This window comes from Rhodococcus artemisiae (assembly GCF_036327795.1).
Taxonomy (GTDB): domain Bacteria; phylum Actinomycetota; class Actinomycetes; order Mycobacteriales; family Mycobacteriaceae; genus Rhodococcus; species Rhodococcus artemisiae.
The window spans coordinates 68,922-95,124 of sequence record NZ_JAUTXY010000010.1 but is presented as its reverse complement, the minus strand read 5'-3'; the positions used below and the strand labels follow the sequence as shown (position 1 = coordinate 95,124).

Below are 26,203 nucleotides of genomic sequence, written 5' to 3'. Positions count from 1 at the left end.
CCATGGAGCCCAGCGACAGCAACACGCCCCGGGACGCGGTGGAGCCCATTCCGGTGTGGCCCGGCCACCCTTATCCGCTGGGAGCCACCTACGACGGCGCCGGCACCAACTTCTCCCTCTTCTCGGAGGTAGCCGAGAAGGTGGAACTGTGTCTGATCGACCGTGACGGATACGAGACACGGGTCGCGCTCGACGAGGTCGACGGACACGTGTGGCACGCGTACCTCCCGACGGTCTCACCGGGCCAGCGCTACGGATACCGCGTGTACGGCCCGTTCGACTCCGCTGAGGGACATCGATGCGACCCGAGCAAGCTGCTTCTCGACCCCTACGGCAAGGCATTCGACGGCGGTTTCGACGGCGACCCGTCGCTGTACTCGTACGCGTTGCCCGATCCGGACATCGAAGACCGAGACCCTGTTCCCGGCTCCGAACCGGCGCCCGAGTCCGTCGAGGCGGCGAACTCGGGCGCCGGAACCGACGGTGTTGCATCGGCGGACGAGCCCGAGGATCGAGGGAACGTCGACACGGGGAACGAACAGGAGTCGGCAGACGAACTTCCCCGTCTCGATTCGCTCGGGCACACGATGACCACCGTCGTGATCAACCCGTTCTTCGACTGGGCATCCGACCGCCACCCGCGGCGCCCCTACCATCAGACGGTCATTTACGAAGCCCACGTCAAAGGTATGACCGCCACCCACCCCGATGTTCCCGACTACCTGCGCGGAACCTACGCAGGCCTCGCGCACCCGGCCGTCATCGAACATCTGCTCCTGCTCGGCGTCACCGCGATCGAACTGATGCCGGTGCACCAGTTCATGAACGACCAGACGCTGCAAGATCGCGGGCTCAGCAATTATTGGGGGTACAACACCTTCGGGTTCTTTGCTCCGCACACCGCATACTCGTCGGCGTCGAAACCGAGCGGGGTGGTCGCCGAGTTCAAGGCAATGGTGCGCACGTTCCACGAAGCAGGGATCGAGGTCATTCTCGACGTCGTCTACAACCACACCGCCGAAGGCAACCATCTCGGCCCGACCATCTCGTTCCGCGGCATCGACAATGCCGCCTACTACCGGCTGGTCGAAGACGACAAGGCCCACTACATGGACTACACGGGCACCGGCAACAGTCTCAACGCACGGAACCCCCACACGCTCCAGCTGATCATGGACTCACTTCGGTACTGGGTGACCGAAATGCACGTCGACGGATTCCGGTTCGATCTCGCATCGACCCTCGCCCGCGAGCTGCACGACGTCGACCGGCTGTCCGCCTTCTTCGATCTGGTCCAGCAGGATCCGGTGGTGTCGCAGGTCAAGCTCATCGCCGAGCCGTGGGACGTCGGCGAAGGCGGCTATCAGGTGGGCAACTTCCCCGGGTTGTGGACCGAGTGGAACGGGAAATACCGCGACACGGTCCGCGACTACTGGCGCGGTGAGCCGGCCACGCTCGGCGAGTTCGCGTCGCGCCTCACCGGTTCTTCCGATCTCTACGAGGACACCGGACGACGACCGAGCGCGTCGATCAACTTCGTCACCGCACACGACGGATTCACACTCGCAGATCTCGTGTCCTACAACGAGAAACACAACGAGGCGAACGGTGAGGAGAACCAAGACGGCGAGTCGCACAACCGCTCGTGGAACTGCGGGGTGGAAGGACCGACGGACGATCCCGATATCCTCGAACTCCGCGCGCGCCAGCGACGTAACATCCTCGCGACATTGATGTTGTCGCAGGGCACACCGATGATCGCGCACGGCGACGAGATCGGCCGCACCCAGAACGGCAACAACAACGTGTACTGCCAGGACAACGAATTGTCCTGGATGGACTGGACGCTCGCCGAGACGAACGCCGACCTGCTGGAGTTCACCCGCACCGTGATCGCGCTGCGCACGGAACACCCGGTCTTCCGACGTCGCCGGTTCTTCGAAGGCCGTCCGATCCGCAGCGGCGACCAGTCCCGCGACATCGCGTGGCTCACCCCGGGTGGCGACGAGATGACGCCGGAGGACTGGGACAGCGGATTCGGGAGATCCCTGTCCGTTCTCCTCAACGGTGAGGGCATCCCGGAACCCGACCAACGGGGTCAGCGGGTCGTCGACGACTCGTTCCTCCTGTGTTTCAACGCCCATGACGAACCGATCGACTTCGTCACACCTGACGGTCCGCACGCTCAGGAATGGACACTCACCCTCGACACCGATATCGCGGACGGTCGATGCGCCCCGAACACGGTCTCGGCCGGGGAATCGGTGACGGTGCAGGCCCGTTCGGTACTCGTCCTGAGGAACACGGCATGACACCCACCCCTGCGAACCCCGTGCCGGTGACAGCGACCTATCGGCTGCAGATGCGCCCCGACGCATTCGCCTTCGCCGATGCGGTGGATCTGCTCGACTACCTCGACGCACTCGGCGTCTCACACTTGTACCTGTCGCCGGTGCTCACCGCGGTGGACGGGTCCACTCACGGATACGACGTGGTGGACCCGAGCACTGTGTCGGCCGGGCTCGGCGGACGTTCCGGACTCGAAGCATTGGCCGAGGCCGCACGCACACGCGGGATGGGGTTGGTCGTCGACATCGTTCCCAACCATGTCGGGGTCGCCGACCCACGTCAGAACGCGTGGTGGTGGGACGCCCTCCGCCGCGGCCGCGAGTCCGAGTACGCGGACTTCTTCGACTTCGATACCGCGGCCGACAACGGCGCGGACGGAATGATCGCGCTTCCTGTCTTGGCTTCGGGTGACGACGCAGGCCGGTTCACCGTCGACCGATCCGGCACTGAGCCGATGATCGCCTACTACGACAAACGGTTTCCCATCGCGCCGGGTACCGATTCCGGCACTGCGCCCGAGATCCACGATCGGCAGAGGTATCGATTGGTGCCGTGGGATTCGGGCCTGATCGGGTACCGGCGATTCTTCACCGTCAGCGACCTTGCGGCCGTGCGGGTGGACGATCCCCACGTATTCGACGCAACGCACGCCCAGGTCGCGTCCTGGATCACGGACGATCTGGTCGACGGTATTCGAGTCGATCACCCGGACGGTCTGGCCGATCCTTCGGACTACCTCGGGCGACTGCGCGATCTGATCGGCTCCGACCGATGGCTTGTGGTGGAGAAGGTCCTCGCCGACGGCGAACCCCTCGACGCGACACTTCCCGTGGACGGCACCACCGGCTATGACGCCCTCAACGAACTATCCGCGGTGTTTCTCGATCCGCGCGGCGAGGACGAGCTGAACGCGCTCTCGCGCACATTCACCGGCGCCGACGGCGACGCGGAATGGCTGCACGCACAGGAACATCTGCTCGGACGGCAGGTGCTCGAGACGGGACTCGCGCCGGAAACTGGGCGTCTCGTACGCAGGATCCGGCACTCGACCGGTAAGACGATGGTCACCGATCCTGCACTCACCGATGCTGTAGTGCGCGACGCAGTGGTCGCGGTCGTCACACGGATACCGGTCTACCGAGCCGACTACGCACCGCTGAGCACGCTGTTGCCGCGCATCGTCGGTCAGGTGGGGCGCAGCGACCCTGCACTGGCGCCCGCCCTCGAGATGTTGGTGCGGGCGCTGGCCACGGATCCCGAGACCGTCGCGCGGTTCGGACAGATATGCGGCGCCGCGACCGCGAAGGCCGTCGAGGACTGCCTGTTCTATCGCGCGGCCCGCCTGATCTCCCTACAGGAGGTAGGTGGGAATCCCGGACGATTCGGTCTCGATCCGAGCGAATTCCACCTTGTGTGGGCGCAGCGTGCACGCTCGTGGCCGCGGACGATGACCACGTTGTCCACGCACGACACCAAGCGCAGCGAAGATGTCCGCGCGCGCATCGGCGTGCTGTCGCAGGTGTCGCGGCTGTGGGCCGACTGCGTGATGGAATGGGAGACGGTGGCGCCGAGCCCCGATCCGGCGATCGGGGCGTTCCTCTGGCAGACGCTGTTCGGAGTCTGGCCGGTCGACGGCGTCGTCACCGACTCACTGCGAACTCGCCTGCGGGAGTACGTCCGGAAGGCGGTGCGGGAAAACGGCACCCGGACGTCGTGGACCGAGGTGGACGTCGAGTTCGAGGGTTCTGTCCTGGCCTGGCTCGACGCCGTGTGCGACAGCCCGTGCGGTGCAGGGATGTCCGAGTTCGTCGCCGGCCTCGAACCACACTTTTCATCGGATGCGCTGGGCCAGAAGCTTCTCCAACTTCTCGGCCCGGGGATCCCGGACGTCTATCAGGGCACCGAACTGTGGGACGACTCCCTGGTCGATCCCGACAACCGCCGGCTCGTCGACTACTCGGTGCGGCGGCGCCTGCTGGACACGGACGAGGTGCCGTCGAAATTCGCGGTCGTCCGGGCCGCGCTGCGACTGCGCCGTGAGCGGCCGGCCAGTTTCGTCGGTGGCGCCTACGTGCCGCTGTGTGCCTCCGGCACTGCGGCACACCATGTGCTCGCGTACGGCCGTGGTCCACACGTCGACGAGATCGATGTGGTGGCAGTGGCCTCACGGCACACGGTCTCGCTCGGTACGAACGGATGGGCCGATTCGGTGCTCGCTCTGCCTCCGGGTGACTGGATCGACCTGCTGACAGGGCGGGAGGTCTCGGGGCAAGTGCGGCTCGACAATCTGTTCACCGAGTTCCCGGTCGCTGCGCTGGGCAGGCTCGGACCGCCGGCTACGATCGCCTAGAGGTCCGCCAGATCACGAGCGTCCTCCTCTTCCCTGCGACGACGCTCGCGGCGTTGGTACCACACGACGCCGGCAATTGCGGCGCCTCCACCGACGAGCCCGCCGACGATCAATCCCGCCCACGTGGCGGCATCCTGATCGACGGGGGTGGACAGTCGGGCGTAGATTCCGGCGATGCCGCAGAGGTAGACGACACCGGCCAGGATGGTCCGTGGGCGCCACGTCTTCGCGGTCGAGTACAGATCGACGTGTGCGGCGCGTGCATACGTAATTGTCACCATCGAGATGACGAACCACACGGCGAGAACACCGATCGAGATCTGCGCACCGATACGTCCGGCGATCCAGGGCAGAAGGGCTGCACCGACGAGGGCTGACCATTGGGCGAGTTGGAATCCCACCGCGGAGGCCTCGTTCCACACATCGCGCTGACGTTCGTCATGGTAGAACTCGTCGTCCAGATCGCCGATGAAGCGAGCAGCTTTCATGAACACGGCCATTACCGACCCTCCTCGGTCAGGGGGAACAATTCTTCGACGGTGGAGCCGAGGCTCCGCGCGAGTCGCAGTGCGAGGTAGACGCTGGGCGCGTAGTCGCCCTTCTCCGTCGACACGATGCTCTGCCGACTGACGCCTACTCGCGCGCCGAGCTCGGCCTGAGTGAGGCCCGCCCGCTTGCGAAACTCGCGGACACGGTTGTCCCTCAACGTGCTCGTCACACCGAAAAGACAAGCATCCTTGACATACAATGTCAAGAACACTTGTCTTTTTGATCGTCCGTCAGCCCCCTTCGGTCACCGGGACAACGCTGGCCAGTATCGCTTCCGTCCGCCTCTGCAGACGATCGAGATAGTGCGGATGAGTGAGGATGTACGGCAGGTTCTCCTCGATCCCATGCGCCACCAGCCGACCGGCCACCAGCGGCTCCATTCCGATGTCCCCGGCACCCTTGATTGCGCTCGCATCCGCGACGTGCCCGCCGATGCGAGCGGTATTGACGTCGAGATTCGACTTCACCAGCCCCGGGCACAGCACGGATACACCCACGCCGTGAGGCGACATCTCTTCCCTCATGGCCTCGGACAACGCGATGACCGCCGCTTTGACCGCGCTGTATGCACCACGGCCCGGCGCACCCGCCAGCAGACCCATCACCGACGCGGTGTTCACGATGTGTCCGCGCCCGCGCGCACGCATTCCCGCGCCGAAGGTGATCACCCCATTGAACACACCCGCGAGGTCGATGGAGACGAGGTTGTCGAACGTGCCCGGGTCCATATCGATTACGGACTGTCCGTTGAATCCGATGCCCGCGTTGTTGACGAGAATGTCGACGGGCCCGAAGGCAGCTTCCGAATCATCCTTGGCCTGCGCCCATGCGTCACGATCACGAACATCGAGTGCAACGCCGCGAACGCCGTCGCCACGCGCCGCGACCACCGACTCTCGCGCACGCCCGTCGACATCGGCGACGGTTACCGCAACCCCTTGGCCCGCAAGCACATCTACGATACCGAGCCCTATTCCACTCGCACCGCCCGTGACGAAGGCGTGCCTGGCCGAGGACAGTTCCATGCTCACTCCGTGATCCAGAGCTCTTCGGGCAGCGGCGACCCGAGGGTGTACATGTCGATTCCGTGCACATTCTCGCCGTACATGACCGACGGGGACGCCTTGATGTACCAGGCACCCGGAACAAGCTCGGCCAGCCGCTCCTGGACGGTGCTGTACGCCGCAGTGCGCTCCTCAACGGTTTCTGCGAGCCGGCCGGCACCCAGCGCATCGTTGAGCGCTGGGTCGTCGAGTCCGGAGAAGTTTCCGGGAGAATCACCGTGGAATGCGGTCCACAGCGCGTAGTCGGGATCCTGGACTATCGCAGACGAGAGGATCATGTCGAAATCCCGCCCGCCCGCGCGAGCCGTGAGCGTGGGATAGTCCGCAACCTCAACGTTGACCTCCACATTGTCGAAGGCGCTGAGCTGGGCCTGCAATGTCTCCGCGGCCGACTTGGCCTCCTGTGTCGGATAGGACAGGAACGTGAACGACAGCGGTGTCCCGTCTGCGGCCAACTCGTCGAAGAGTGCTTGGGCGGCGTCCGTGTCGTACCTCCACAGCGGAACCTCCTCGAAGAAGGGCGAGCTTTCCGCGAACAGGTATTCGGTGACCTCCCCGACCCCGTTGTAGACCACAGTATTCAACGCGTCGCGATCCAGTGCCATGGAGACAGCCTGTCTGGCCCGTACATCATCGAACGGTGCGAGGGCAGAGTTCATGACCATGATCTGACCGCCTCCGGTCGGCACGAGTTCAGTGGCTACGCCCGCCTGTTCGGCTTTGTCCAGGGTGGCCCAACTGGCTTCCGAGGACAGATCGGCGTTGCCGGTCGACACTGCATTGAACCGCTGGTTGGTGTCCGCCACGGTGGTGATCCGGAGAGTGTCGAGATACGGCTTGGGGGCATCCCAGTAGTTCGGGTTCTTCTCGAGCTCGATCGCACCCTGCCGCACCCAGTCCACCAGGGTGAACGGGCCGGCACCTACCGGGTTGTCGTCGAAGGCCTGCCGGCCTTGCTCCAAGGCCGTCGGTGAGGCGATCCAGTTCAGCGCAGTAGTGAGCATGCTGTGCGGGAAGTGGGGATTGGGGCTCACCAATGCGATCGACACGGTGGTGGGGTCCACCACCTCGACTCCGGCAATCTGACCCGCCACCCGGATCGCGGTGGAGCCGAGCGCCGGATCGCGAAGCCGGTCCCAGTTGTATTTCACTGCGGCGGCATCGAGCGGGGTGCTGTCCGTGAACGTGAGATCGGGGCGCAGAGTGAGCGTGAAGGTGTTACCCCCGTCAGCGGTGACGAAATCGGTGGCCATCTTGTATTCGATGTCCTGAGTCTCGAGATCGTTGACGATCAGCGCGCCGTAGAGTGCGTTGCCCAGCGCCGGCTGATGCGCATACGTATTGGACAGCGCCGCGGGATCCAGGCTTCGCGGTTCTCCCATCTGGATCAGGTCCAGAGAGCCACCCGCTACAGGGTCACCCACTTCCTCGGCCCCTCCGGCACCCGAATTGTCGACACTCGAGCCACCACACGAGCTCAGGATCAGCGCGGAGGCACATGCCACCGCGATTACTGCAAGCACACGCTTCGGTCGGAGCATTGCACCCTCTCGTCATAGAAAGAAGAATGACGACACTCTTCATATCCGGAATATCATTCTGAATTGTAAGAATATGCTCCGCCGATCAATGTGGCAAGCATCACATACAAGGACGGCGGGCTCGCCGCTCAGTGAATGACCGCGCGGCCCGATCCCGTCGACGGTCCTCCAGATCTTGCAAGGGGCGACCTGCGAGATTAATATTCTCGACAAGGGAATGGAGATTCTCGTCACACACGTCGGGGCAGTGCAGGGTGTCCGGCCCACTCACCAATCGAGTGGGTCCATCGTCGGCGGCCGTGGCGACTCCAGGACCCACCGAACGCATCCCATCGACATTCTCAGCCCCCGAATGCCGTTCCCGCACTACTGCGGCGCTTCATCCCACAAGCGCATGAGAGGATCTCAATGAATATCGACGACATGGTGATGGTCAGCATCGACGATCACGTGGTGGAACCCCGCGACATCTTCGAGAAGCACTTCCCGAAGAGCCTCATGCATCAGGCCCCGACACTGACGGCTCACCCCCGGAACCCCAACGTCGAGGCGTGGCTCTTCCAAGACCAAGTCGTCGGCAGCTCCGGCCTCAACGCCGTCGTCTCCTGGCCCAAAGAAGAATGGGGCATGGATCCCACCGGCTATGCCGAAATGCGCCCCGGCGTCTACGACATGAACCAACGCGTCCGCGACATGGACGCCAACGGCACCCTCGCCGCCACCCTCTTCGCCACGTTCCCCGGCTTCGCCGGCACCCACCTCGCAAGCCTGCCCGACAAGAATCTCTCCCTCGCCGCACTCAAAGCCTTCAACGACTGGGTCGTCGGCGAAGTCCCCGACACCCACCCCGGACGCTTCATCCCCCTCGGCATCATCCCCTTCTACGACACCGACGAATCCGTCACCGAAATCCACCGCCTCGCTGCCATGGGCTGCCGCTCCATCTCCATCCCCGAAACCCCCTACGGCGTCGGCGAAGGCTACCCCGACTTCAAATCCGGCTACTGGGATCCGATCTTCAAAGCCTGCGTCGACCACAACATCGTGCTCAGCCTCCACATCGGCGGCGGCATGAGCCTGGTCAAACGCCCCACCGGCTTCGATCTCGACGACATGATGGTCCTGACCCCACTGATCTCCACCATCGCCGCCACCGACGTCATGCTCAGCGGCGCATTCCAAAAATTCCCCGACCTCAAAGTCGCCATGAGCGAAGGCGGCGTCGGCTGGGTCGCCCCCTGGCTCGACCGCCTCGAACGCCACATCGTCAACCAATCCTGGACCGGCGCGAGCTTCCTTCCCAAGGGCATGACCCCCACCGACGTGTGGAAGAACAACTTCCTCGCCTGCTACATCACCGAGCCCAGCGGCCTGAACAACCGCACACGCCTCGGCATCGACACCATCGCCTGGGAATGCGACTACCCGCACTCCGACTCCACCTGGCCGCACTCCCCCGAAGTCCTGATGGACGAACTCGTCGCCGCCGAACTCACCGACGAGGAAATCGACAAGGTCACCTTCGAGAACGCCGCACGCTTCTTCGGCTGGGACCCCTTCGAGCACACACCCCGCGAACAGGCCACCGTCGGTGCCCTGCGCGCACGAGCCGAAGACGTGGACGTCAGCGAAACCTCGAAGCAGGAATACCGCCGACGCTACGAACTCGCCGGGTCGTAACAGCCCGACAGCTTCGACCCGCGATGCCCGCCGACACGAGGTCGGCGGGCATCGCGTGCTGTTGTGACATCTCTCTGGTGTGGAACGGTTCTCGCGGCACGGGAAGGGTCAGGCGTCCTTACGCCAGAGCAACGCGTGCAGGCATTCGACCGCTTCCTCCGGCGATTCGACGTCGAGCACGCCACCCGCGGGCATCTTCCAGCCCCCGATCGACACGACCGGGACACCGGTGCGTACTGCCAAAGCGATCTCGCTCATCGTTCCCCAGCTCCCGCCGACCACGACGAGCGCGTCGCTACTGCGCACAAGCAGGGCGTTACGCATCTCCCCCAGCCCGGTCGGGATCGCCACCGTCAGGTACGGATTGCCCACGACCCGGTCGTCGTCCGGAAGCAGCCCGAGTGTGGTTCCTCCCGCCTCGATCGCTCCCCGCGACGCGGCGGCCATGACCCCACCGAGACCGCCGGTGACGACGACTGCTCTGCGGCCGGCGAGCAGCCCACCGACCTGGCGAGCGACTCGCCGTTGCTCGGGCGTCGCCTCACCCGGACCGACGACCCCGACATAGCGCTGCGAATGCATATCGGGATTGTCCACCACCCCAAGGGTGGAAAGGTGCCTATCCCCGGTTTTCGGGTTCCACCGGCAGGGGATCTCGCAACACCTCGCTCCGGCGCGGACCCTCGATACATGTTCGCTACCCACCACTCGAGGCGTCTACGGCACACCACCGTGTACGCCGACGACGGGGTACCCCTCGCGGTCACCGAGACCGGCCCCGGCACGGCGGAACTGACGTTCGTGTTCGTCCACGGACACTGCCACGACACCGACGCCTGGTCTCGGCTACGCCGGGCGCTGCTCCTGACGATGGACCGGCCGGTACGGATGGTGTTCTTCGATCACCGTGGACACGGCCGGTCCGGTGGAGCACCCGCCGAGACGTACACCCTCGATCAGATCGGGCGCGATCTGGGTGCGGTGCTCGATGCTGCCACCTCCGGGCCCGTCGTCCTGGTGGGGCATTCGATGGGCGGCATGGCAATCCTGTCGTACGCGCGTCAGCATCCGACCGACATCGGCACTCGCGTCGCGGGGGTCGCGTTGATCTCCACCGCGGCCGACGATCTCGCACATTCCGGGCTCGGGCGGTACCTGCACAGCCCGGCGGTGGCGTTGTTCCGCCGGGCTGTGTCCCGGGCACCCCGCCTCACGCAGCGGGTGGCGCGGTGGGGTGGCCGAGTGGGTCTGCCCGTGGCCGGTGCGCTGCATCGTCGCCGCGCCGCCGCACCGAGACCGGGTGCCTGGCTGCTCACGCTGCTCGCGTTGCTGTGCAGCGAGACGTCGGTCGTCACGATGGCGGGTTTCCTCCGCTGCTTCGCGGTACTGGACGAGGCCGACGCCCTCGCCGTGCTGACCGACCTTCCCTCGCTGGTGTTGTGCGGATCCCGCGACGTGTGGACGCCGTTCGAGCTCTCCGCCGGTGTGGCCTCGCGGCTACCCCGCTCGGAGCTCGTGTGCATCGAGGATGCAGGTCATTCGGTCACCGTCGAACACCCCGCGGCCGTCGCCGCTGCCCTCCGGCGTCTGGCCGAGCGGGTGACGCAGGCGTGGTGAGGCCTCGGATCCGAGAGCGCACCGCGTCGGATGTCACAGGTCGCGTTCGCTGACCACACCGGTGTGCATCGCAAGTTCGGCGAGGCGTACCCGTTTGCGATTCTGCGGTAGGTCCTCGACCCCGAATTTCGCGAACAAGGTCCGGAGATGTGTTTTCACGGCGTCGACACTGAGATACAGCTCGGAGGCGATGACCTGATTGGACGCGGGCGATGCGAAGGCCACACCGTGCTTGTAGGGGCGGCACAGCGCACGCAGCACCCCGCGCTGGGTGTCCGTCAACGAGTTCACTGTCGGTAGCTCTGCGGCCATGCGGGTCGCCTCGTCGGGTCCTGCTCCGATCTCCTGGAAGCGCAGCCTGTGCGAACCGATGCGAATGCTGTCGCCCTCACGCAACCGCCGACGCCCTGCGATCCGCTCACCGTTGACGAAGGTTCCATTGCGTGACAGTCCGTCGTCGAGGATCGTCCAATGGGTGCCGAGCCACTCGACCACAGCGTGCAGGCGCGAGACCTCCTCGTCACCGGGGAATGCCACATCGGACTCGGTTGCGCGGCCGACCGTCACCCGAGGGGTCGCCGACGTCAACACCACGTGGTGCTGGTGCCCGTGTTCGTCGAGGTAGGTCAGACGCGGGTCGAGTGCGTCGCTCACCGAGGTCTCCTGTTCACGGATCAATCGTCCGCCCGCGCGAACTGTTCGGCAAGGACACACCGCAGCGCATCCGGCACGGTCGGCGACAATGGTCCGGTGACCCGACATCGCTACCAGACGCCCACTGCCGACACGCCTTGCCCGTGTGGGCGCGGGATCCAGCTCGCCGACTGCTGCGGACGGTTTCTCGAGGGAGGGCTCGCATCGACCCCCGAAGAACTGATGCGGTCGCGGTACACGGCATTCGTGCTCGGTGACACCGACTACCTGCTGCGGACCTGGCATCCGTCCGCCCGGCCGGCATCTCTCGAACTGGATCCCGGAACCGGATGGACCGGTCTCGAGATACTGCAGGCGACAGGCGGTCGCTTCCTGCAAACCGAAGGTACGGTCGAGTTCCGCGCGCACTACGTCGAGGGCGGCCGCGCCGATGTCATGCACGAGCACAGCCGATTCGTCCGTGAGGGCGGCGCATGGCTGTACCTGGACGCAGCCGGCGACCGGTAGGTGCGGGCCCGAGCGCTACGGGGGCTCAGCGCAACAGAGTGCTTCGGAGAGTGTCGGCGAGCCACGTGCGATAACGGTCGACGTCCCATCCGCAGTCGCGGCGCAGCAACGCGTGCACCTGCGGGGAGCTGAGGGTGTAGAGGACGTCTGCTGCGTGGTCGACGGTGACGTCGGCGCGGAGCCATCCACTGCGGTGCAGACCTTCGGCGAGGGTGCGCGCATTCTCGGCAGTGGCGCGAGCGTCGTCCTCGGCGAAGCGTTTCATGTCGGGGTCGGCACCCGACGATTCGATCGAAGTGATGAGCAGGCCACCGGCCCGTTCGAGCATCGCCGCGCCGTATCCCACCACTTGGTCTACGACTGCGGCTGCGGCGCCGAGCGCATGCGGTGACCGGACCGGGGGCATCCCGGCGGCGGGCTCGTCGGCGGCGACTGCGGCGTCGAGGGCTTCCCGGAACAGCTGGGCCTTGCCGTCGGGGAATGCGGTGAAGACCGTCCGCACTGCGACGCCCGCTTCGTCGGCGATCTGTTTGACGGTGGTGCTCACATATCCGTGCCGCTCGAACAGTGTCGCGGCTGCGCCTCTGATCGTGATGCGGGTACGGCGAGCAGATTCTTCCCGCAACGGTGAGCTGTAAGTTCTTCTGGCTGCGGACATCGCGGTCAGCCTAGCAGTATCGACTGCAGCACCGGTGCACCGGAAACGTGCTGCGCTCCACCCGCGAACAGGGCATGCTGGGCCTCGTGCACACCTTCGAGGTATGGGCCCCGATCCCCTCGTCCGTTCGCCTGCATGTCGACGGCGGGCTCCATCCGATGCGTCGGGAGGACGACGGCTGGTGGCGCGCCGACGTCGATGCCTCCCCCGGGACCCGATACGGCTACGTACTCGATGACGATGACACAGTGCTGCCCGATCCCCGTTCGCCACGCCAACCGGACGGTGTGCACGGGCCCTCACAGCTGCACCGGATCGACCCCAACGGCTGGACCGACCATGCCTGGACCGGACGTCAACTCGCCGGGAGCGTGCTGTACGAACTGCACATCGGTACGTTCACCGAGGAAGGTACCCTCGACGCCGCACTAGGGCGTCTCGACGATCTTGTGGCGCTCGGCATCGACTTCGTCGAGTTGATGCCCGTCAACGCATTCAACGGCACTCGTGGATGGGGCTACGACGGCGTGCTCTGGTACGCGGTGCACGAACCGTACGGCGGTCCCGATGCCCTGCAGCGATTCGTCGACGCTGCCCATGGCCGAGGTATCGGCGTAGCGCTCGACGTGGTCTACAACCATCTCGGCCCGTCCGGAAACTACCTCGGCAGATTCGGACCCTACGTGTCGACGAATCCGGGGATCTGGGGTGAGAGCATCAATCTCGACGGCCACGGATCCGGCGAAGTACGCCGCTACATCATCGACAACGCCCTGCGCTGGTTCGACGAATTCCACATCGACGCACTCCGGCTCGATGCCACTCACGCACTCATCGATCACACTGCAGAACATGTACTCGAGGAGCTGTCGGTCGAAACTCTGCGTCTGTCTGCCCATCTCCGTCGCCCCCTGAGCCTGATCGCCGAGAGCGACCTGAACGATCCCCGAACGGTTACGCCCCGGTCCGCTGGTGGTTACGGCCTCCACGCACAGTGGGACGACGACGTCCACCATGCGATCCATGCTGCGGTATCCGGCGAAAGACAGGGCTACTACGGTGATTTCGGTTCACTGGAGTGTCTGGCGCGCACGCTCGGGCATGGATTCTTCCACGCCGGCACCTTCTCGTCGTTCCGCGGCCGCGTGCACGGCCGCCCCCTCGACGTGCGGCGCGTGCCGGCCAGCTCGCTGCTCGCGTACACGTGCACCCACGATCAGGTCGGAAATCGAGCCCGCGGTGACCGTCCGGGCGGCTATCTCGACCGGGGTCAGCTCGCGGTGAAGGCGGCACTCGTTCTCACCTCGCCGTACACACCGATGCTGTTCATGGGCGAGGAATGGGGTGCGAGTACCCCATTCCAGTACTTCACCTCCCACCCGGAACCGGAACTCGCCGCCGCCGTCGTCGAGGGACGCCGAAGGGAGTTCGGCGAACACGGCTGGGACTCCGACGATGTCCCGGACCCTCAGGATCCGGAGACGTTCCGCCGGTCCCTCCTGCAGTGGGACGAACGCACCGAACCCGAGCATGCGCGACTGCTCGAGTGCTACCGGCAACTGCTCGCACTGCGACGCACCCGCGCCGAACTCACCGACCCCTGGCTGGAACACCTCCAGGTGACCTACGACGAGGACGAGCGCTGGATCGTGATGTATCGCGGCGCGATTCGCGTGGTGTGCAATCTCGGTGGCGACCCGGTGACTGTCCCTGTCGGCGGGAGTCCGATCCTCTGGTGGGACGAACCCGTCGTCAACCGCACCCGGTCCGCAGTACTGGTCCCCGGGCACTCGTTCGTGATCGTCGAATTCCGAACGGCCGCTTGACCGAACAGTCAAGACTCGCGGGACATCTGACCACACGGTTACCCTTGATCCGGCCTCGAGAACGCGCGTACCGTCAGGAATACCGCCGAATTTTTTCGAGGTGAATCGTCATGGAACCCAAGAAAGTACTGGCGAGCGCATTTCTCACCACTGCTCTTGTCCTCACACCGGTGGGTGTGGCCACCGCGGCGCCGGTGACCGACTCGTCTCCGGGCGTCGTCGATGTCAGACACAACGACCGTGGCTGGGATCGCGATCGAGGAGGACACCACGACAACAACTGGAACAAGGACCGCAACCATCGCGATTGGGACCGCGGGCACCACAACGATTGGAATCGCGGCAACTTCTGGCGTCCGAATTGCTTCTGGTTCGGACCGTGGCTCGTATGCATGCCCTGGTGAGTCGGTGCGTCACAGCCTATGTGAGGTAGCGGTAGGCGGGTGATCCCGGTTCGAGGCGGCTCGCTTCGATCGGCGATGCGTCCATGCGATGCAACAGCGCCGAAAGGTCCTCCGCTGCACCGAGTTCGATACCGACCAACGCGGCACCCGTCTCACGGTTGTTGCGTTTGACGTATTCGAACAGGGTGATGTCGTCGTCGGGTCCGAGCACCTCGTCGAGAAAACGCCGCAACGCTCCCGGCTCCTGAGGAAAGTTCACGAGGAAGTAGTGCTTGAGGCCCCGGTGCACGAGAGAACGCTCGATGATCTCCCCGTACCGGGACACATCGTTGTTGCCGCCGGACACCAGGCACACGACGGTTGCGCCGGGCTCGATCGACAGTCCCTCGAGCGCTGCGACCGCGAGCGCGCCGGCGGGCTCGGCGATGATCCCCTCGTTCTGGTAGAGGTCGAGCATCGACGTGCACACCGCGCCTTCGTCGACCTGGGTCATCCCGAACGGAGCGTGGCCCAGACCTTCCGCACGCAGGTTTGCGACCAGCGGCAGGCTCGAGTGCGACACCACCTCGGCGCCGAGTTGCGACACCACGGCATACGGGACGTCGCCGATTCGCTTGACGGCGGCACCGTCGACAAATGGCTCCACCTCGGGCAGGGTCACAGGGCCACCCGCGACCAGCGCGGCCGTCATGGACGCCGCACCTCGGGGTTCGACGCCGACGATCGCCGTGTGCGGCGACCTCTCACGCAGATAGGATGCGATTCCCGCGATCAGGCCCCCACCGCCGACCGGCACGACGAGCACATCCAGGTCGCCCGGGAGTTGCTCGACGATTTCGCGGGCGATGGTTCCTTGTCCCGCGGCAGTACGGACGTCGTCGAACGGCGGGATCATGGTCGCGCCGGTGCGTTGCGCGTCGTCGGCAGCGGCAGCAGCGGCCGCGTCGAAGGTGTCGCCCACGGCGATCAGCTCGACGAACCCTCCTCCGTGCACCTGGATACGGTCGCGCTTCTGCTTCGGGGTACGCGCGGGCACGTAGATGCGGCCTTCGATTCGCATCGTCCGACACGCATACGCGACACCTTGCGCGTGATTTCCCGCGCTGGCCGTCACGACGCCCGCGGCACGTTCCCCATCATCGAGCTGGGCCATCGCGTTGTAGGCACCGCGCAGCTTGAACGAGCGCACTCGCGTCAGGTCCTCGCGCTTGAGATAGACCTGCGCACCGGTCAGAGCCGACAGCCGAGGGCTCAGTTCGATGGGGGTGATCGAGACCGCCTCCGCGATTCGCTCCGCCGCCATGTCGATATCTGCCGCGGTCGGTACGGCAGTCACATGGGTCGGTTCAACGGTTCGCGAGGTGGAGGTCACCGTTCAATGCTGCCACTTGCCGTGGACACCACCCACGCGACCCCCTCCAACAGACGGTCACGATCGGAACTGGGAAGGCCTCGGCACGTTGCGTATGTTCGACTTCGCCATCTTCACCGCTTCGCCCACCCCCTCGTTCATCACAAGCTTCGACATGGCCAGGGCGAATCCCTTCACCTGCTCGCCGGTGATGGTCGGTGGGAGCGAGAGCGCCAGCGGGTCGGTCACGACATCGATCAGCGCAGGACCGGGATGCGCGAACGCGTCCCGTAGTGTCTGCTCCACTTCCGCGGGTTCCTCGACGCGACGCGCGTAGAACCCGAGAGCCTCGGCAACCCGCGCGTAGTCGATTGCCGGGACATCGACTCCGAAGTCGGCGAGTCCGTCGACGAGCATCTCGAGTTTCACCATGCCGAGCGTCGAATTGTCGAACAGCACGATCTTGACCGGTAGCCGATGCATCACGACGGTGATCAGTTCACCGAGCAGCATCGACAGGCCACCGTCGCCGCTGACCGAGACCACCTGCCGGCCGGGTGCCGCGAACTGGGCGCCTATCGCGTGGGGCAGCGCGTTGGCCATCGACCCGTGCAGCGCGGACGACAGGAAACGGCGACGGCCGTTCGGGTTGAGGTACCGCGCCGACCACACATTGCACATGCCGGTGTCGGCCGTGAACACGGCGTCCTCGGCTGCGACGTCGTCGAGAATGGACGCGACGTACTCGGGATGGATCGGTTTCCGCTGTTTCACCGGGGTCGTGTAGGCGCCGACGACCTTCTCCATCAGACCGCGGTGCCGTTCGAGAGTGCGTTCGAGGAATTTCCGGTCGGTCTTCCTGCGGATCAACGGCTCGAGAGCACGCAGAGTAGCACCGGTGTCGCCGTGCACCGCGAGATCCAAGTCGGTGCGACGGCCGAGCCGGCCCGCATCGATGTCGATCTGTGCTGTCCGTACGTCAGGGAGGAACTGGTCGTACGGAAAGTCGGTACCGATGAGCAGCAGAAGGTCGGCGCCGTGCATACCGTCGTGGGCGGCGCCGTAACCGAGCAGACCGGTCATTCCGACATCGAACGGGTTGTCGTATTGGATCCACTCCTTTCCGCGAAGGCTGTGTCCGATCGGCGCCGCAACCGTGTCGGCAAGGTTCAGAACCTCCTCGCGTGCACCGCGAACGCCCGCACCGGCGAAGATCGCGATCTTGTCGGCGCCGTCGATGGCTTCGGCCAGCGCTCGGACATCCGAATCTGCGGGAACGACGGTCGGGGCACCCGCGCGGACGAGATGCGGCGATGAACCCTCCGCGGGCAGTGCCGCGATGTCTCCTGGCAGTGTGACGACGGCAACGCCCGGGCAGGCGAGCGCGTGCGTCATCGCACTGTGTAGCACCCGGGGGGCCTGGGCGGCGGCGCTGATCAGCTCGGTGTACCCAGAACATTCGATGAACAGCCGATCGGGATGGGTTTCCTGGAAGTATCCGGACCCGATCTGGGTGGTCGGGATGTGTGAGGCGATGGCCAGCACCGGGGCTCCGGATCGGTGCGCGTCGTACAGTCCGTTGATCAGATGCAGGTTGCCCGGCCCGCACGATCCCGCGCACACCGCCAGCTCTCCGGTGAGCTGCGCGTCCGCGGCGGCTGCGAATGCCGCAGCCTCCTCGTGGCGCACATGGATCCAATCGATCCCGCCCGACGCGGTGCCGCCGGTGCGGCGTACGGCATCGACTACCGGGTTCAGGCTGTCGCCGACGATCCCGTAGATCCGGCGGACACCCGCATCGACGAGTTGACCGACAAGCTGATCCGCGACTGTGGGTGCGGCCATCGCCGACCTACTTCCGTTCGAGGACGAAGACCGGGATCCGGCGATCGGTCTTGGCCTGGTAGTCGGCGTAGTCGGGGAAGGCAGCCACCGCTCGGTCCCACCACAGCGCCTTTTCGTCGCCGTGCAGCTCGCGCGCCACCATGTCGTACACCTCTGTGCCGTCCCGTAGCTCCACCTGAGGGTTCGCGATGACGTTGTAGTACCAGACCGGATGTTTCGGTGCCCCTCCGAGCGAGGCCACGACCGCGTACTCACCTTCGTGTTCGACACGCATCAACGGGGTCTTCCGCAACTTGCCGGTCTTGGCGCCACGTGTGGTGAGGACGACGACGGGCTTCCCGTTGAGGGTGGTACCGGCGGTGCCACCCGACGACTCGTAGGTCTCGACCTGATCGGCGGCCCACTTCGAAGGACTGGGTTCGTATTCTCCGGTGAGAGGCATGCATCCAGTGAACACCGTGACGTGACCCGCCACACCCCGGACCGAGAGTTCGTTGACCCGAATTCTTCTATGCGTCTACCCTGAAGGGGAACTTTCCTCAACCGGAGGTAACACTCGATGACGACCCTCGACCTGCCGCCGCGCAGGACCACTCGCGTGGCCGGTGTCGACATTGCCGGCACCGAATGGCCGCTCTACAAACTCGAGGCGCTTACCCTCGGCGCCCTGACGCTGCTGGTGCTGTTCGTCGTCACCACCGATCTTCAGGTAGCAGTGCTCGGCTCCGCACTTGCTGCGACCGTTACCTGGTTCGCACGCGGGATGTACTACCGCCGCCTCCGAAACACTGCACTTCGAAACACTGCACTTCGAAACACTGCACTTCGAAACACTGCACTTCGAAACACTGCACTTCGAAACACTGCACTTCGAAACACTGCACTTCGAAACACTGCACTTCGAGACACCGCTACCTGAACAGGCGGATGATCATCTCCACGTTCACACCACGTCGCCACGGGCAGGGTCCCGGCTAGTCGGCCTCGGCATCAGAGGTGTCGGACCTCGACTGTTCGGTCTGTTTCGGTGCGGCCGGCACGAATTCGCGCAGTTTCTGTACCACCGTCCCGTAGAATGCGTCGGTCGACGACGTCACGCTACTGACGAAGCTTGCTGACGTGCCCGAACGCCGGCTGCCCATCGGGAACGACTGTTCGAGACCGAACGAGACAATGTCGCCGGAGCGGCCGACGGTCAGCACCTTCGGATCGGCGCGCACCGCATCGAGATGATCACACGCCTCGTTTCCTCGTTCGGAGAACACAGCCTCGAGTTGGACGTCGCCGGGCGCACCATCGAGCTGTTTGAGCAACCACGACACGCGGCGCCCGGACGTTCCCTCGTTCGGTGCTTCGACGGTGGTGCGGCAGCGGATCTTGTTGGTCCGCACATCCGCGATCACCGTCAGATCTCCGGCCGTCTCCGGGATTCGGAGTACCGCCTCGAACACTCCATCAGTGGCCAATCTCGCGGCGACCGCTGCGTTGCGGGCGGCCGGATCGGAGTTGAACTTTCGGGGCAGGATGTGTCTGACGTTCACACCGAGCTCAGCGGTGAGCCGCAACGCCAGATGACGCGAGAGTGAGACCCAGGTGTCGGCCACCGTGGCAGCCTTCTGGTCGCCGCCACGGAGGGTGCCCGCTGTGACCGCGTCGCGCACCGTAACCCAATGCCGGCCCATATCGACGAACCCGACTGTCCCAGAACGCGGATGGTCGAGATAGCGCAGGAACTCGGACAGAATCCACGATTCGAGGTCGCTGTCGATTCCCCCATGCGAGAGCAGCATCCGTGCCTCGTGCGTTACTTCGGTCCAGGACAGGTGCCGGAGCGCCACCTTGGTGAGCTTACGACGATCCACTTCGACCGGCAGTTCCCCTGCACTGGCGGGAATATCGTTCGACAGGCTGACCACGACGTCGTACTTCCTCTTGCGCGCCACATCGAGGTAGCTCTCGAGCTGTTCCTTCTTCAGCTTGCCGCTACCCGTCTTCACCTCGAGCAGACCGGTCCACAGCCGGCTCCCACGAGACACTTTCAACACCGCGTCGGGGATCACTTTCGTCTCACCCCGCTCGTACTGGACCTCGACATAACCTTCGAAAGCCCCTGCCGGGGCGCCCACTCGGGCGCACACCGCCCGCGCGAAGGGCCGTACCGCCTGCATAGTTGCCACCAGCGCCGACGTCGCGCGTCGCTCCTGCTCCTCACCGCTGCCGACACCCGCAACCGAGAACAACCGCGCCGGTTGCCAGGCGTCGTTCTCGGCGAGAGTGAACTCGATCGGCTTCGACTTCTTCACTACACGTTTGGCGGTCCGGACACCCCGGGCCTTCTCCTTCGGCGCTGCGGCCGGCTCAGCAGGTTCCGAGAGCGGTGCTGCATCTTCGGGTGATTCCGCCGCGGCGGTGGTCTGCTCGGCGACGGACATGGTGACGTCCGAGTCCGGCGCGTCATCGATGTCGACACCGAAATCGGTTGCCAACCCGACAATCCCGGACTCCCAGCCTTGGCCGACCGCTCGGACCTTCCACTGATCGCTCCGGCGGTACACCTCGCCGAATACGAATGCAGACTCGGTGGTGGCATCGGCGGTGACGTGTTCCGCCAAGGTGTGCCCGGCGCCGTCGACCACGCGCAGAGCGAGCTTTCCGAGATCACCGAAGGCACCGGCGTCGACACTCCCGACGAGCGCAACCGAGTGCACGTCTGCGGGGACTACCGCCAGGTCGATCGCGATACGCGCCTGCGCCCCTTCCGCTGTCGCACTGACACCGAGGAACCGGACCGAGCCGTCCGCGGATTCCGGTTGGTTGTAGAACACGAAGTCTGAATCGGACCGGACTTTCCCGTCCGCATTCAGCAGCAACGCCGACGCATCGACTTCGACACCCGATTCAGCCCACCCGAGCACCACATCGATCTGCTGCACATCAGCACGCAGCGACAGGTTCTGGCCCTTGGACAACATCGGAAACTCCATCGGAACCCCCCTCTTCACCTGCGGGCACCAAGTGGCAGGTGTTGTACCGTCAGCCGAAGCGCCAGTATCTCCGAGATTCCGCAGAACCGGTGTCATCCACGTGAACGACAGCACCGTCACCGCACCTGTGCGCTTTTTCGTCCGGTGCCGACGATATTCACGTCACCAGTTCCGCTGAATGCTCGCAGCACCTACAGCGTGACTACAACGCATTGCAGGGTCGACGGTCGCGGTGTACCTGACGGACGCGCTCAGGTCGCCAGACAGCTCGGGCCGAGCAACGCCTTGAGGTCGCCCATCAAAGCCGACGAGGGTTCCACACGCAGGCTCTCGTCGAGCTTGAGCAGAGTCACCTTGCTGCCGGTGATCAGCCGCACGTGGACGTCCGCAGTACCGGGATGCCTGGTCAGCACATTCTTGAGTGCACCGACTTTGTCGGGGGTACACAGCCGGGTCGGCATCGCCACCGACACCGGTTTTGCCACCCCCACCTGGGACAGATCCGGTACCGCAAGATCGTTGGCGATCAGCGAGATCCGGTCGTCACGGATCGAGACGCGTGCCTTGACGAGCACCACCGAGTCCTCGACGACGTCCATGCCGTACACCGCGTACGACTGTGGGAAGAAGAGCACCTCGATACCACCGGTGAGGTCCTCGAGCTGCGCGGACGCCCACGCGAGGCCGTTCTTGTTGATGCGGCGGTTCACGGAGGCGAGAATGCCGCCCACCGTCACCTGAGTACCGTCCTTGAGGCCGCCTTCGAGGATCGCCGGTATCTGAGTGTCGGCCTGCGACGCGAGGACGTGCTCGACACCGTTGAGCGGATGGCCGGACACGTACAGGCCGAGCATCTCTCTTTCGAGCGCGAGGAGGTGCTTGCTGTCCCACTCCTCGTCGGGGATCCGGACGTTGAACACGGACGCCACCGATTCGTCGGCGTCGGCACCACCGAACAGGTCGAACTGTCCGATGGCCTCGGCCTTCTTGGTGCTCATCACGGCGTCGATGGCGTCGGCATGCACGAGCATCAGTCCCTTGCGGGGATGCTTCAGCGAGTCGAATCCGCCCGCCTTGATGAGCGATTCGGTGACCTTCTTGGTGCACGCGACCGTATCGATCTTGCCGAGATAGTCGGAGAAGTCGGTGTACCGGCCCTTCTCCTCACGTGCCTTTGCGATCGACGCCACAACGTTGGTGCCGACGTTGCGGACGGCGCCGAGCCCGAACCGGATGTCCTCACCGACCGAGGTGAAGTTGGTGTGCGATTCGTTGACGTCCGGCGGCAGCACGGTGATACCCATCTTGCGGCAGTCGGACAGATAGACGGCCGCCTTGTCCTTGTCGTCGCCGACGGAGGTGAGCAGACCGGCCATGTACTCGCCGGGATAGTTCGCCTTCAGGTAGGCCGTCCAGAACGACACGAGGCCGTAGCCTGCGGCGTGTGACTTGTTGAATGCGTATCCGGCGAACGGGAGGATCGTGTCCCACAGCGCCTTGATCGCGTCCTTGCCGTAGCCGTTGGCAAGCATGCCGGCTTCGAAACCCTCGAACTCTGCGGCGAGCACCTCCGCCTTCTTCTTACCCATTGCGCGACGCAGGATGTCTGCGCGTCCGAGAGAGTAGCCGGCCACCTTCTGAGCGATCTGCATGATCTGCTCCTGGTAGACGATCAGGCCGTAGGTGTCTTTGAGGATCTCCCTGAGCGGCTCCTCGAGCTCCGGATGGATCGGCTTGACCTCTTGCCTCCCGTTCTTACGGTCGGCGTAGTCGTTGTGCGCGTTCATGCCCATCGGGCCCGGCCGGTAGAGGGCCAGCACCGCGACGATGTCCTCGAAGCCCGTCGGCTGCATACGACGCAGCAGATCGCGCATCGCGCTGCCGTCGAGCTGGAACACCCCGAGTGTGTCGCCTCGGGCGAGTAGTTCGTAGGTCGCCGGATCCTCGAGCGGCAACGTGTCGAGATCGAGTTCGATCTCCCGGTTGTCCCGGATGTTGTCGATCGCGTCGCCGATGACCGTGAGGTTGCGCAGACCCAGGAAGTCCATCTTCAGCAGACCGATGGCCTCGCATGACGGGTAGTCCCAGCCGGTGATGATCGCGCCGTCCTGCGCGCGCTTCCACAGCGGGATCGCGTCCATGAGCGGCTCGGACGACATGATCACCGCACACGCATGCACACCCGCGTTGCGGATCAGGCCTTCGAGACCCTTCGCGGTCTGGTAGATCTTCGCGATGTCCGGGTTCGAGTCGATCAGCGATCGGACCTCGACGGCTTCCTTGTACCGCTCGTGCGACGGGTCGGTGATGCCGGAGACCGAGATGTCCTTGGCCATGATCGGCGGAGGAAGTGCCTTGGTGATCTGGTCGGCGATGGCGAAGCCCGGCTGACCGAACTGGACGCGCGCAGCGTCCTTGATCGCGGCCTTGGTCTTGATGGTGCCGAACGTGATGACCTGCGCGACCTTGTCGCTGCCCCACTTCTCGGTGGCGTAGCGGACCATCTCTCCGCGACGGCGATCGTCGAAGTCGATATCGATATCGGGCATCGACACGCGTTCGGGGTTGAGGAATCGCTCGAACAGCAGTCCGTGCGGGATGGGGTCGATGTTGGTGATACCCATCGCGTATGCCACAAGCGAGCCGGCGGCAGAACCACGACCCGGGCCGACACGGATCCCGACCTCACGTGCATGGTTGATGAGGTCGCCGACGACGAGGAAGTACGCCGGGAACCCCATCTCGTTGATGACACTGATCTCGTACTCGGCGCGCCGCAGGTACTCCTCGGGAACGGGCCCGTGCGGGAATCGGCGGTCGAGGCCGCGCATGACTTCCTTGTGCAGCCAGCTGGCCTGCGTCTCCCCTTCCGGAACCGGGAAGATCGGCATCCGATCGTGGTGCTCCCACACCTCCTTGTACGACTGCACGCGCTCGCCGATCAGCACGGTGTTGTCGCACGCACCGGGCACCTGGCTGTCCCACAGCTCACGCATCTCCTGCGCGGATTTGAGGTAGTAGCCGTCGCCGTCGAACTTGAACCGGGTGGGATCCGACAGGGTCTTACCGGTCTGGATGCACAGCAGCGCCTCGTGGTTCTCTGCGGCGTCCTTGGTGACGTAGTGGCAGTCGTTGGTGGCCAGTGGCGGGATCCCGAGTTTGTTGCTGATCTCGAGAAGCCCTTCGCGGACGCGTCGCTCGATCGAGAGCCCGTGGTCCATCAGTTCGAGGAAGAAGTTGTCCTTGCCCCAGATCTCCTGCCATTTCGCGGCGGCCTCGAGGGCCTCGCGGTCGTGGCCGAGCCGCAACCTCGTCTGGATCTCCCCCGAGGGGCACCCCGTGGTCGCGATGATCCCCTCGTGGTGCGTGGCGATGAGCTCCTCGTCCATGCGGGCCCACTTACCGAGCTGACCCTCGATGGACGCGAGCGAGGACAGTTTGAACAGGTTCCGCAACCCGGTGGCGTTCTCGGCGACCATCGTCATGTGCGTGTAGGCACCGGAACCCGACACGTCGTCGGACTTCTGGCTGGGATCGCCCCACTTCACACGCTTGGTGTTGAATCTCGATTCCGGTGCGACATACGCCTCGATCCCGATGATCGGCTTGATCCCGGCCTTCGTCGCAAGGTTGTAGAACTCGCTGGCGCCGTACATGTTTCCGTGGTCGGTCATGCCGACCGCCGTCATCTCGAGCCGTTGCGCCTCGTCGAACAACGGACCGAGCTTTGCGGCGCCGTCGAGCATCGAGTACTCGGTGTGATTGTGCAGATGAACGAACGAGTCAGCCACGCGTGCCTCTCCCGGAAAGTCTGTGGGCACCGACGAGTCTAGGCGCTCCCTACGACGTGATCCGACAGGCACACCGGTGTCCGACGGCACACCGGTGATGCGCGCTACTCGTCCCTCGTCGTGGCAGCCCGAAGGCCGCGCTCACGCCGCACGCGGATCAGCGCATCGATGCTGAACACCAACAGTGCCGCCCAGATGAGTGCGAATCCGATCCACCGCGAAGCGGGCATGTCTTCGTGCAGGACCAGGACGCCCCACGCCATCTGCAGACTCGGGGTGAGGTACTGCAGCATGCCCATCGTGGCGAGCGGCACCCGATGTGCAGCGGCCCCGAACAGCAACAACGGCGCCGCGGTCACCAGACCCGCCGACATCAGCAACAGCGAATGCCCGGCGCCGTGCCCGAAGAAGGTGCCTGTACCGGTGACACCGAGAAAGACGAGATAGGCCGCCGCGAGAGGCATTGCCACGACGCCCTCCCCCGCCAGGGACGTCCGAGGGTCGAGGGGCACGATCTTCTTGATCACGCCGTAGGACGCGAACGAGAATGCGAGAATCAGCGCGAGGAACGGCGGACGCCCGTAGTCGAAGGTGATCACCATCACCGCGACGGCCGCCGCGATCAACGCCACCATCTGCGCGGGCCGGAGCCGCTCGCGGAAGAACAACACACCGAACACAACGCTCACGAGCGGGTTGATGAAGTATCCGAGTGCCGCTTCGATGACCTGACCGGAGACCACCGCGTAGATATAGACACCCCAGTTGACGGCGATCGCCGTCGAGGCTGCCGCAACGAGCGCCCAGGTCCGCGCTCCGAGATGACGCAGGCCGGAGAGCCGACCGAGAACCGCGAGCAGAATCAGCATCAGGACGAGCGTCCACACCACGCGATGGGCGAGGATCTCCACCGCCCCTGCGGGCGCGAGCAGTCCGAAGAACGCCGGAAACAATCCCCAGGTGGCATACGCGCCGATGCCGCAGAGCACACCGGTGGCCTTCGGGTCATGTGGTTCGGTGGACAATCGTCGCT

General features: G+C 64.9%; 21 protein-coding genes. 7 read left to right on the top strand and 14 right to left on the bottom strand.

Annotated features, from left to right (window positions below; translation table 11 throughout):
- The first annotated feature begins 2 nt into the window (after positions 1 to 2).
- Positions 3 to 2,312, top strand: coding sequence for a glycogen debranching protein GlgX (glgX, locus tag Q7514_RS20480; protein WP_330135100.1), 2,310 nt, complete (start codon positions 3 to 5; stop codon positions 2,310 to 2,312).
- Entirely contained in the window at positions 2,309 to 4,699 is a 2,391-nt protein-coding gene (treY, locus tag Q7514_RS20475) for a malto-oligosyltrehalose synthase (RefSeq protein WP_330135099.1), read from the top strand. Before glgX ends, treY begins: the two co-directional genes overlap by 4 nt.
- Here treY and Q7514_RS20470 read toward each other — a convergent pair.
- From Q7514_RS20470 to Q7514_RS20455, 4 genes are all read right to left on the bottom strand, one after another.
- Complete coding sequence (locus Q7514_RS20470; protein WP_330135098.1) at positions 4,696 to 5,199, bottom strand: DUF2029 domain-containing protein; 504 nt, start codon at positions 5,197 to 5,199, stop codon at positions 4,696 to 4,698. The genes treY and Q7514_RS20470 overlap by 4 nt on opposite strands.
- Positions 5,199 to 5,417 carry a helix-turn-helix transcriptional regulator gene (locus Q7514_RS20465; protein WP_330135097.1) on the bottom strand — a complete coding sequence of 73 codons (219 nt, stop codon included), beginning with the start codon at positions 5,415 to 5,417 and terminating at the stop codon, positions 5,199 to 5,201. The genes Q7514_RS20470 and Q7514_RS20465 overlap by 1 nt, the downstream gene beginning before the upstream one ends.
- Positions 5,418 to 5,478: 61 nt before the next feature.
- The gene (locus tag Q7514_RS20460; protein ID WP_330135096.1) at positions 5,479 to 6,273 is read right to left on the bottom strand and encodes an SDR family oxidoreductase; all 795 of its coding nucleotides are present in this window, start codon (positions 6,271 to 6,273) and stop codon (positions 5,479 to 5,481) included.
- 2 nt (positions 6,274 to 6,275) lie between these two features.
- Complete coding sequence (locus Q7514_RS20455) at positions 6,276 to 7,853, bottom strand: ABC transporter substrate-binding protein (protein ID WP_330135095.1); 1,578 nt, start codon at positions 7,851 to 7,853, stop codon at positions 6,276 to 6,278.
- Positions 7,854 to 8,261: 408 nt separating this feature from the next.
- Here Q7514_RS20455 and Q7514_RS20450 point away from each other — a divergent pair, with 408 nt between their 5' ends.
- Positions 8,262 to 9,533 (top strand): amidohydrolase family protein, encoded by a 1,272-nt coding sequence (locus Q7514_RS20450; RefSeq protein ID WP_330135094.1) that lies wholly within the window; start codon positions 8,262 to 8,264, stop codon positions 9,531 to 9,533.
- Positions 9,534 to 9,641: 108 nt separating this feature from the next.
- Here Q7514_RS20450 and Q7514_RS20445 read toward each other — a convergent pair whose 3' ends face one another.
- Positions 9,642 to 10,115, bottom strand: coding sequence for a TIGR00725 family protein (locus tag Q7514_RS20445; RefSeq protein ID WP_054720794.1), 474 nt, complete (start codon positions 10,113 to 10,115; stop codon positions 9,642 to 9,644).
- A gap of 108 nt (positions 10,116 to 10,223) precedes the next feature.
- Here Q7514_RS20445 and Q7514_RS20440 point away from each other — a divergent pair, with 108 nt between their 5' ends.
- Positions 10,224 to 11,150, top strand: a complete 927-nt coding sequence (locus tag Q7514_RS20440; protein ID WP_330135093.1) for an alpha/beta fold hydrolase — start codon at positions 10,224 to 10,226, stop codon at positions 11,148 to 11,150.
- A gap of 33 nt (positions 11,151 to 11,183) precedes the next feature.
- Here Q7514_RS20440 and Q7514_RS20435 read toward each other — a convergent pair whose 3' ends face one another.
- Positions 11,184 to 11,804: an FHA domain-containing protein gene (locus Q7514_RS20435; protein WP_330135092.1), complete on the bottom strand. Its 621-nt coding sequence runs from the start codon at positions 11,802 to 11,804 to the stop codon at positions 11,184 to 11,186.
- Between the two features lie 96 nt (positions 11,805 to 11,900).
- Between Q7514_RS20435 and Q7514_RS20430 the strand changes: the two genes are divergently transcribed.
- Positions 11,901 to 12,311, top strand: coding sequence for a YchJ family protein (locus Q7514_RS20430; protein ID WP_330135091.1), 411 nt, complete (start codon positions 11,901 to 11,903; stop codon positions 12,309 to 12,311).
- Positions 12,312 to 12,336: 25 nt separating this feature from the next.
- Here the strand turns inward: Q7514_RS20430 and Q7514_RS20425 are convergent, their stop codons facing one another.
- The gene (locus tag Q7514_RS20425) at positions 12,337 to 12,969 is read right to left on the bottom strand and encodes a TetR/AcrR family transcriptional regulator (RefSeq protein ID WP_330135090.1); all 633 of its coding nucleotides are present in this window, start codon (positions 12,967 to 12,969) and stop codon (positions 12,337 to 12,339) included.
- Positions 12,970 to 13,055: 86 nt separating this feature from the next.
- On the opposite strand from Q7514_RS20425, the gene treZ reads away from it, so the two are divergent.
- A complete protein-coding gene (treZ, locus tag Q7514_RS20420; protein WP_330135249.1) occupies positions 13,056 to 14,795 on the top strand; it encodes a malto-oligosyltrehalose trehalohydrolase in 1,740 nt (579 codons plus the stop codon).
- Between the two features lie 110 nt (positions 14,796 to 14,905).
- Entirely contained in the window at positions 14,906 to 15,199 is a 294-nt protein-coding gene (locus tag Q7514_RS20415; protein ID WP_330135089.1) for a hypothetical protein, read from the top strand.
- Positions 15,200 to 15,215: 16 nt separating this feature from the next.
- Here the strand turns inward: Q7514_RS20415 and ilvA are convergent, their stop codons facing one another.
- The 7 genes from ilvA to rarD all read right to left on the bottom strand — a co-directional run bounded on the left by ilvA (position 15,216) and on the right by rarD (position 26,195).
- Positions 15,216 to 16,535: a threonine ammonia-lyase IlvA gene (gene ilvA, locus Q7514_RS20410; protein WP_330135088.1), complete on the bottom strand. Its 1,320-nt coding sequence runs from the start codon at positions 16,533 to 16,535 to the stop codon at positions 15,216 to 15,218.
- Positions 16,536 to 16,628: 93 nt separating this feature from the next.
- The gene (locus tag Q7514_RS20405) at positions 16,629 to 18,395 is read right to left on the bottom strand and encodes a pyruvate dehydrogenase (RefSeq protein WP_330135087.1); all 1,767 of its coding nucleotides are present in this window, start codon (positions 18,393 to 18,395) and stop codon (positions 16,629 to 16,631) included.
- 7 nt (positions 18,396 to 18,402) lie between these two features.
- Entirely contained in the window at positions 18,403 to 18,837 is a 435-nt protein-coding gene (locus Q7514_RS20400; RefSeq protein WP_330135086.1) for a nitroreductase family deazaflavin-dependent oxidoreductase, read from the bottom strand.
- A 326-nt stretch (positions 18,838 to 19,163) separates the two neighbouring features.
- Complete coding sequence (locus Q7514_RS33230; RefSeq protein ID WP_408016149.1) at positions 19,164 to 19,244, bottom strand: hypothetical protein; 81 nt, start codon at positions 19,242 to 19,244, stop codon at positions 19,164 to 19,166.
- Positions 19,245 to 19,369: 125 nt separating this feature from the next.
- Positions 19,370 to 21,379, bottom strand: a complete 2,010-nt coding sequence (locus tag Q7514_RS20390) for a TerD family protein (protein ID WP_330135085.1) — start codon at positions 21,377 to 21,379, stop codon at positions 19,370 to 19,372.
- A gap of 251 nt (positions 21,380 to 21,630) precedes the next feature.
- Positions 21,631 to 25,170, bottom strand: a complete 3,540-nt coding sequence (gene dnaE, locus Q7514_RS20385) for a DNA polymerase III subunit alpha (RefSeq protein WP_330135084.1) — start codon at positions 25,168 to 25,170, stop codon at positions 21,631 to 21,633.
- Positions 25,171 to 25,274: 104 nt separating this feature from the next.
- Positions 25,275 to 26,195 carry an EamA family transporter RarD gene (rarD, locus tag Q7514_RS20380; RefSeq protein ID WP_330135083.1) on the bottom strand — a complete coding sequence of 307 codons (921 nt, stop codon included), beginning with the start codon at positions 26,193 to 26,195 and terminating at the stop codon, positions 25,275 to 25,277.
- Between the last annotated feature and the right edge of the window lie 8 nt (positions 26,196 to 26,203).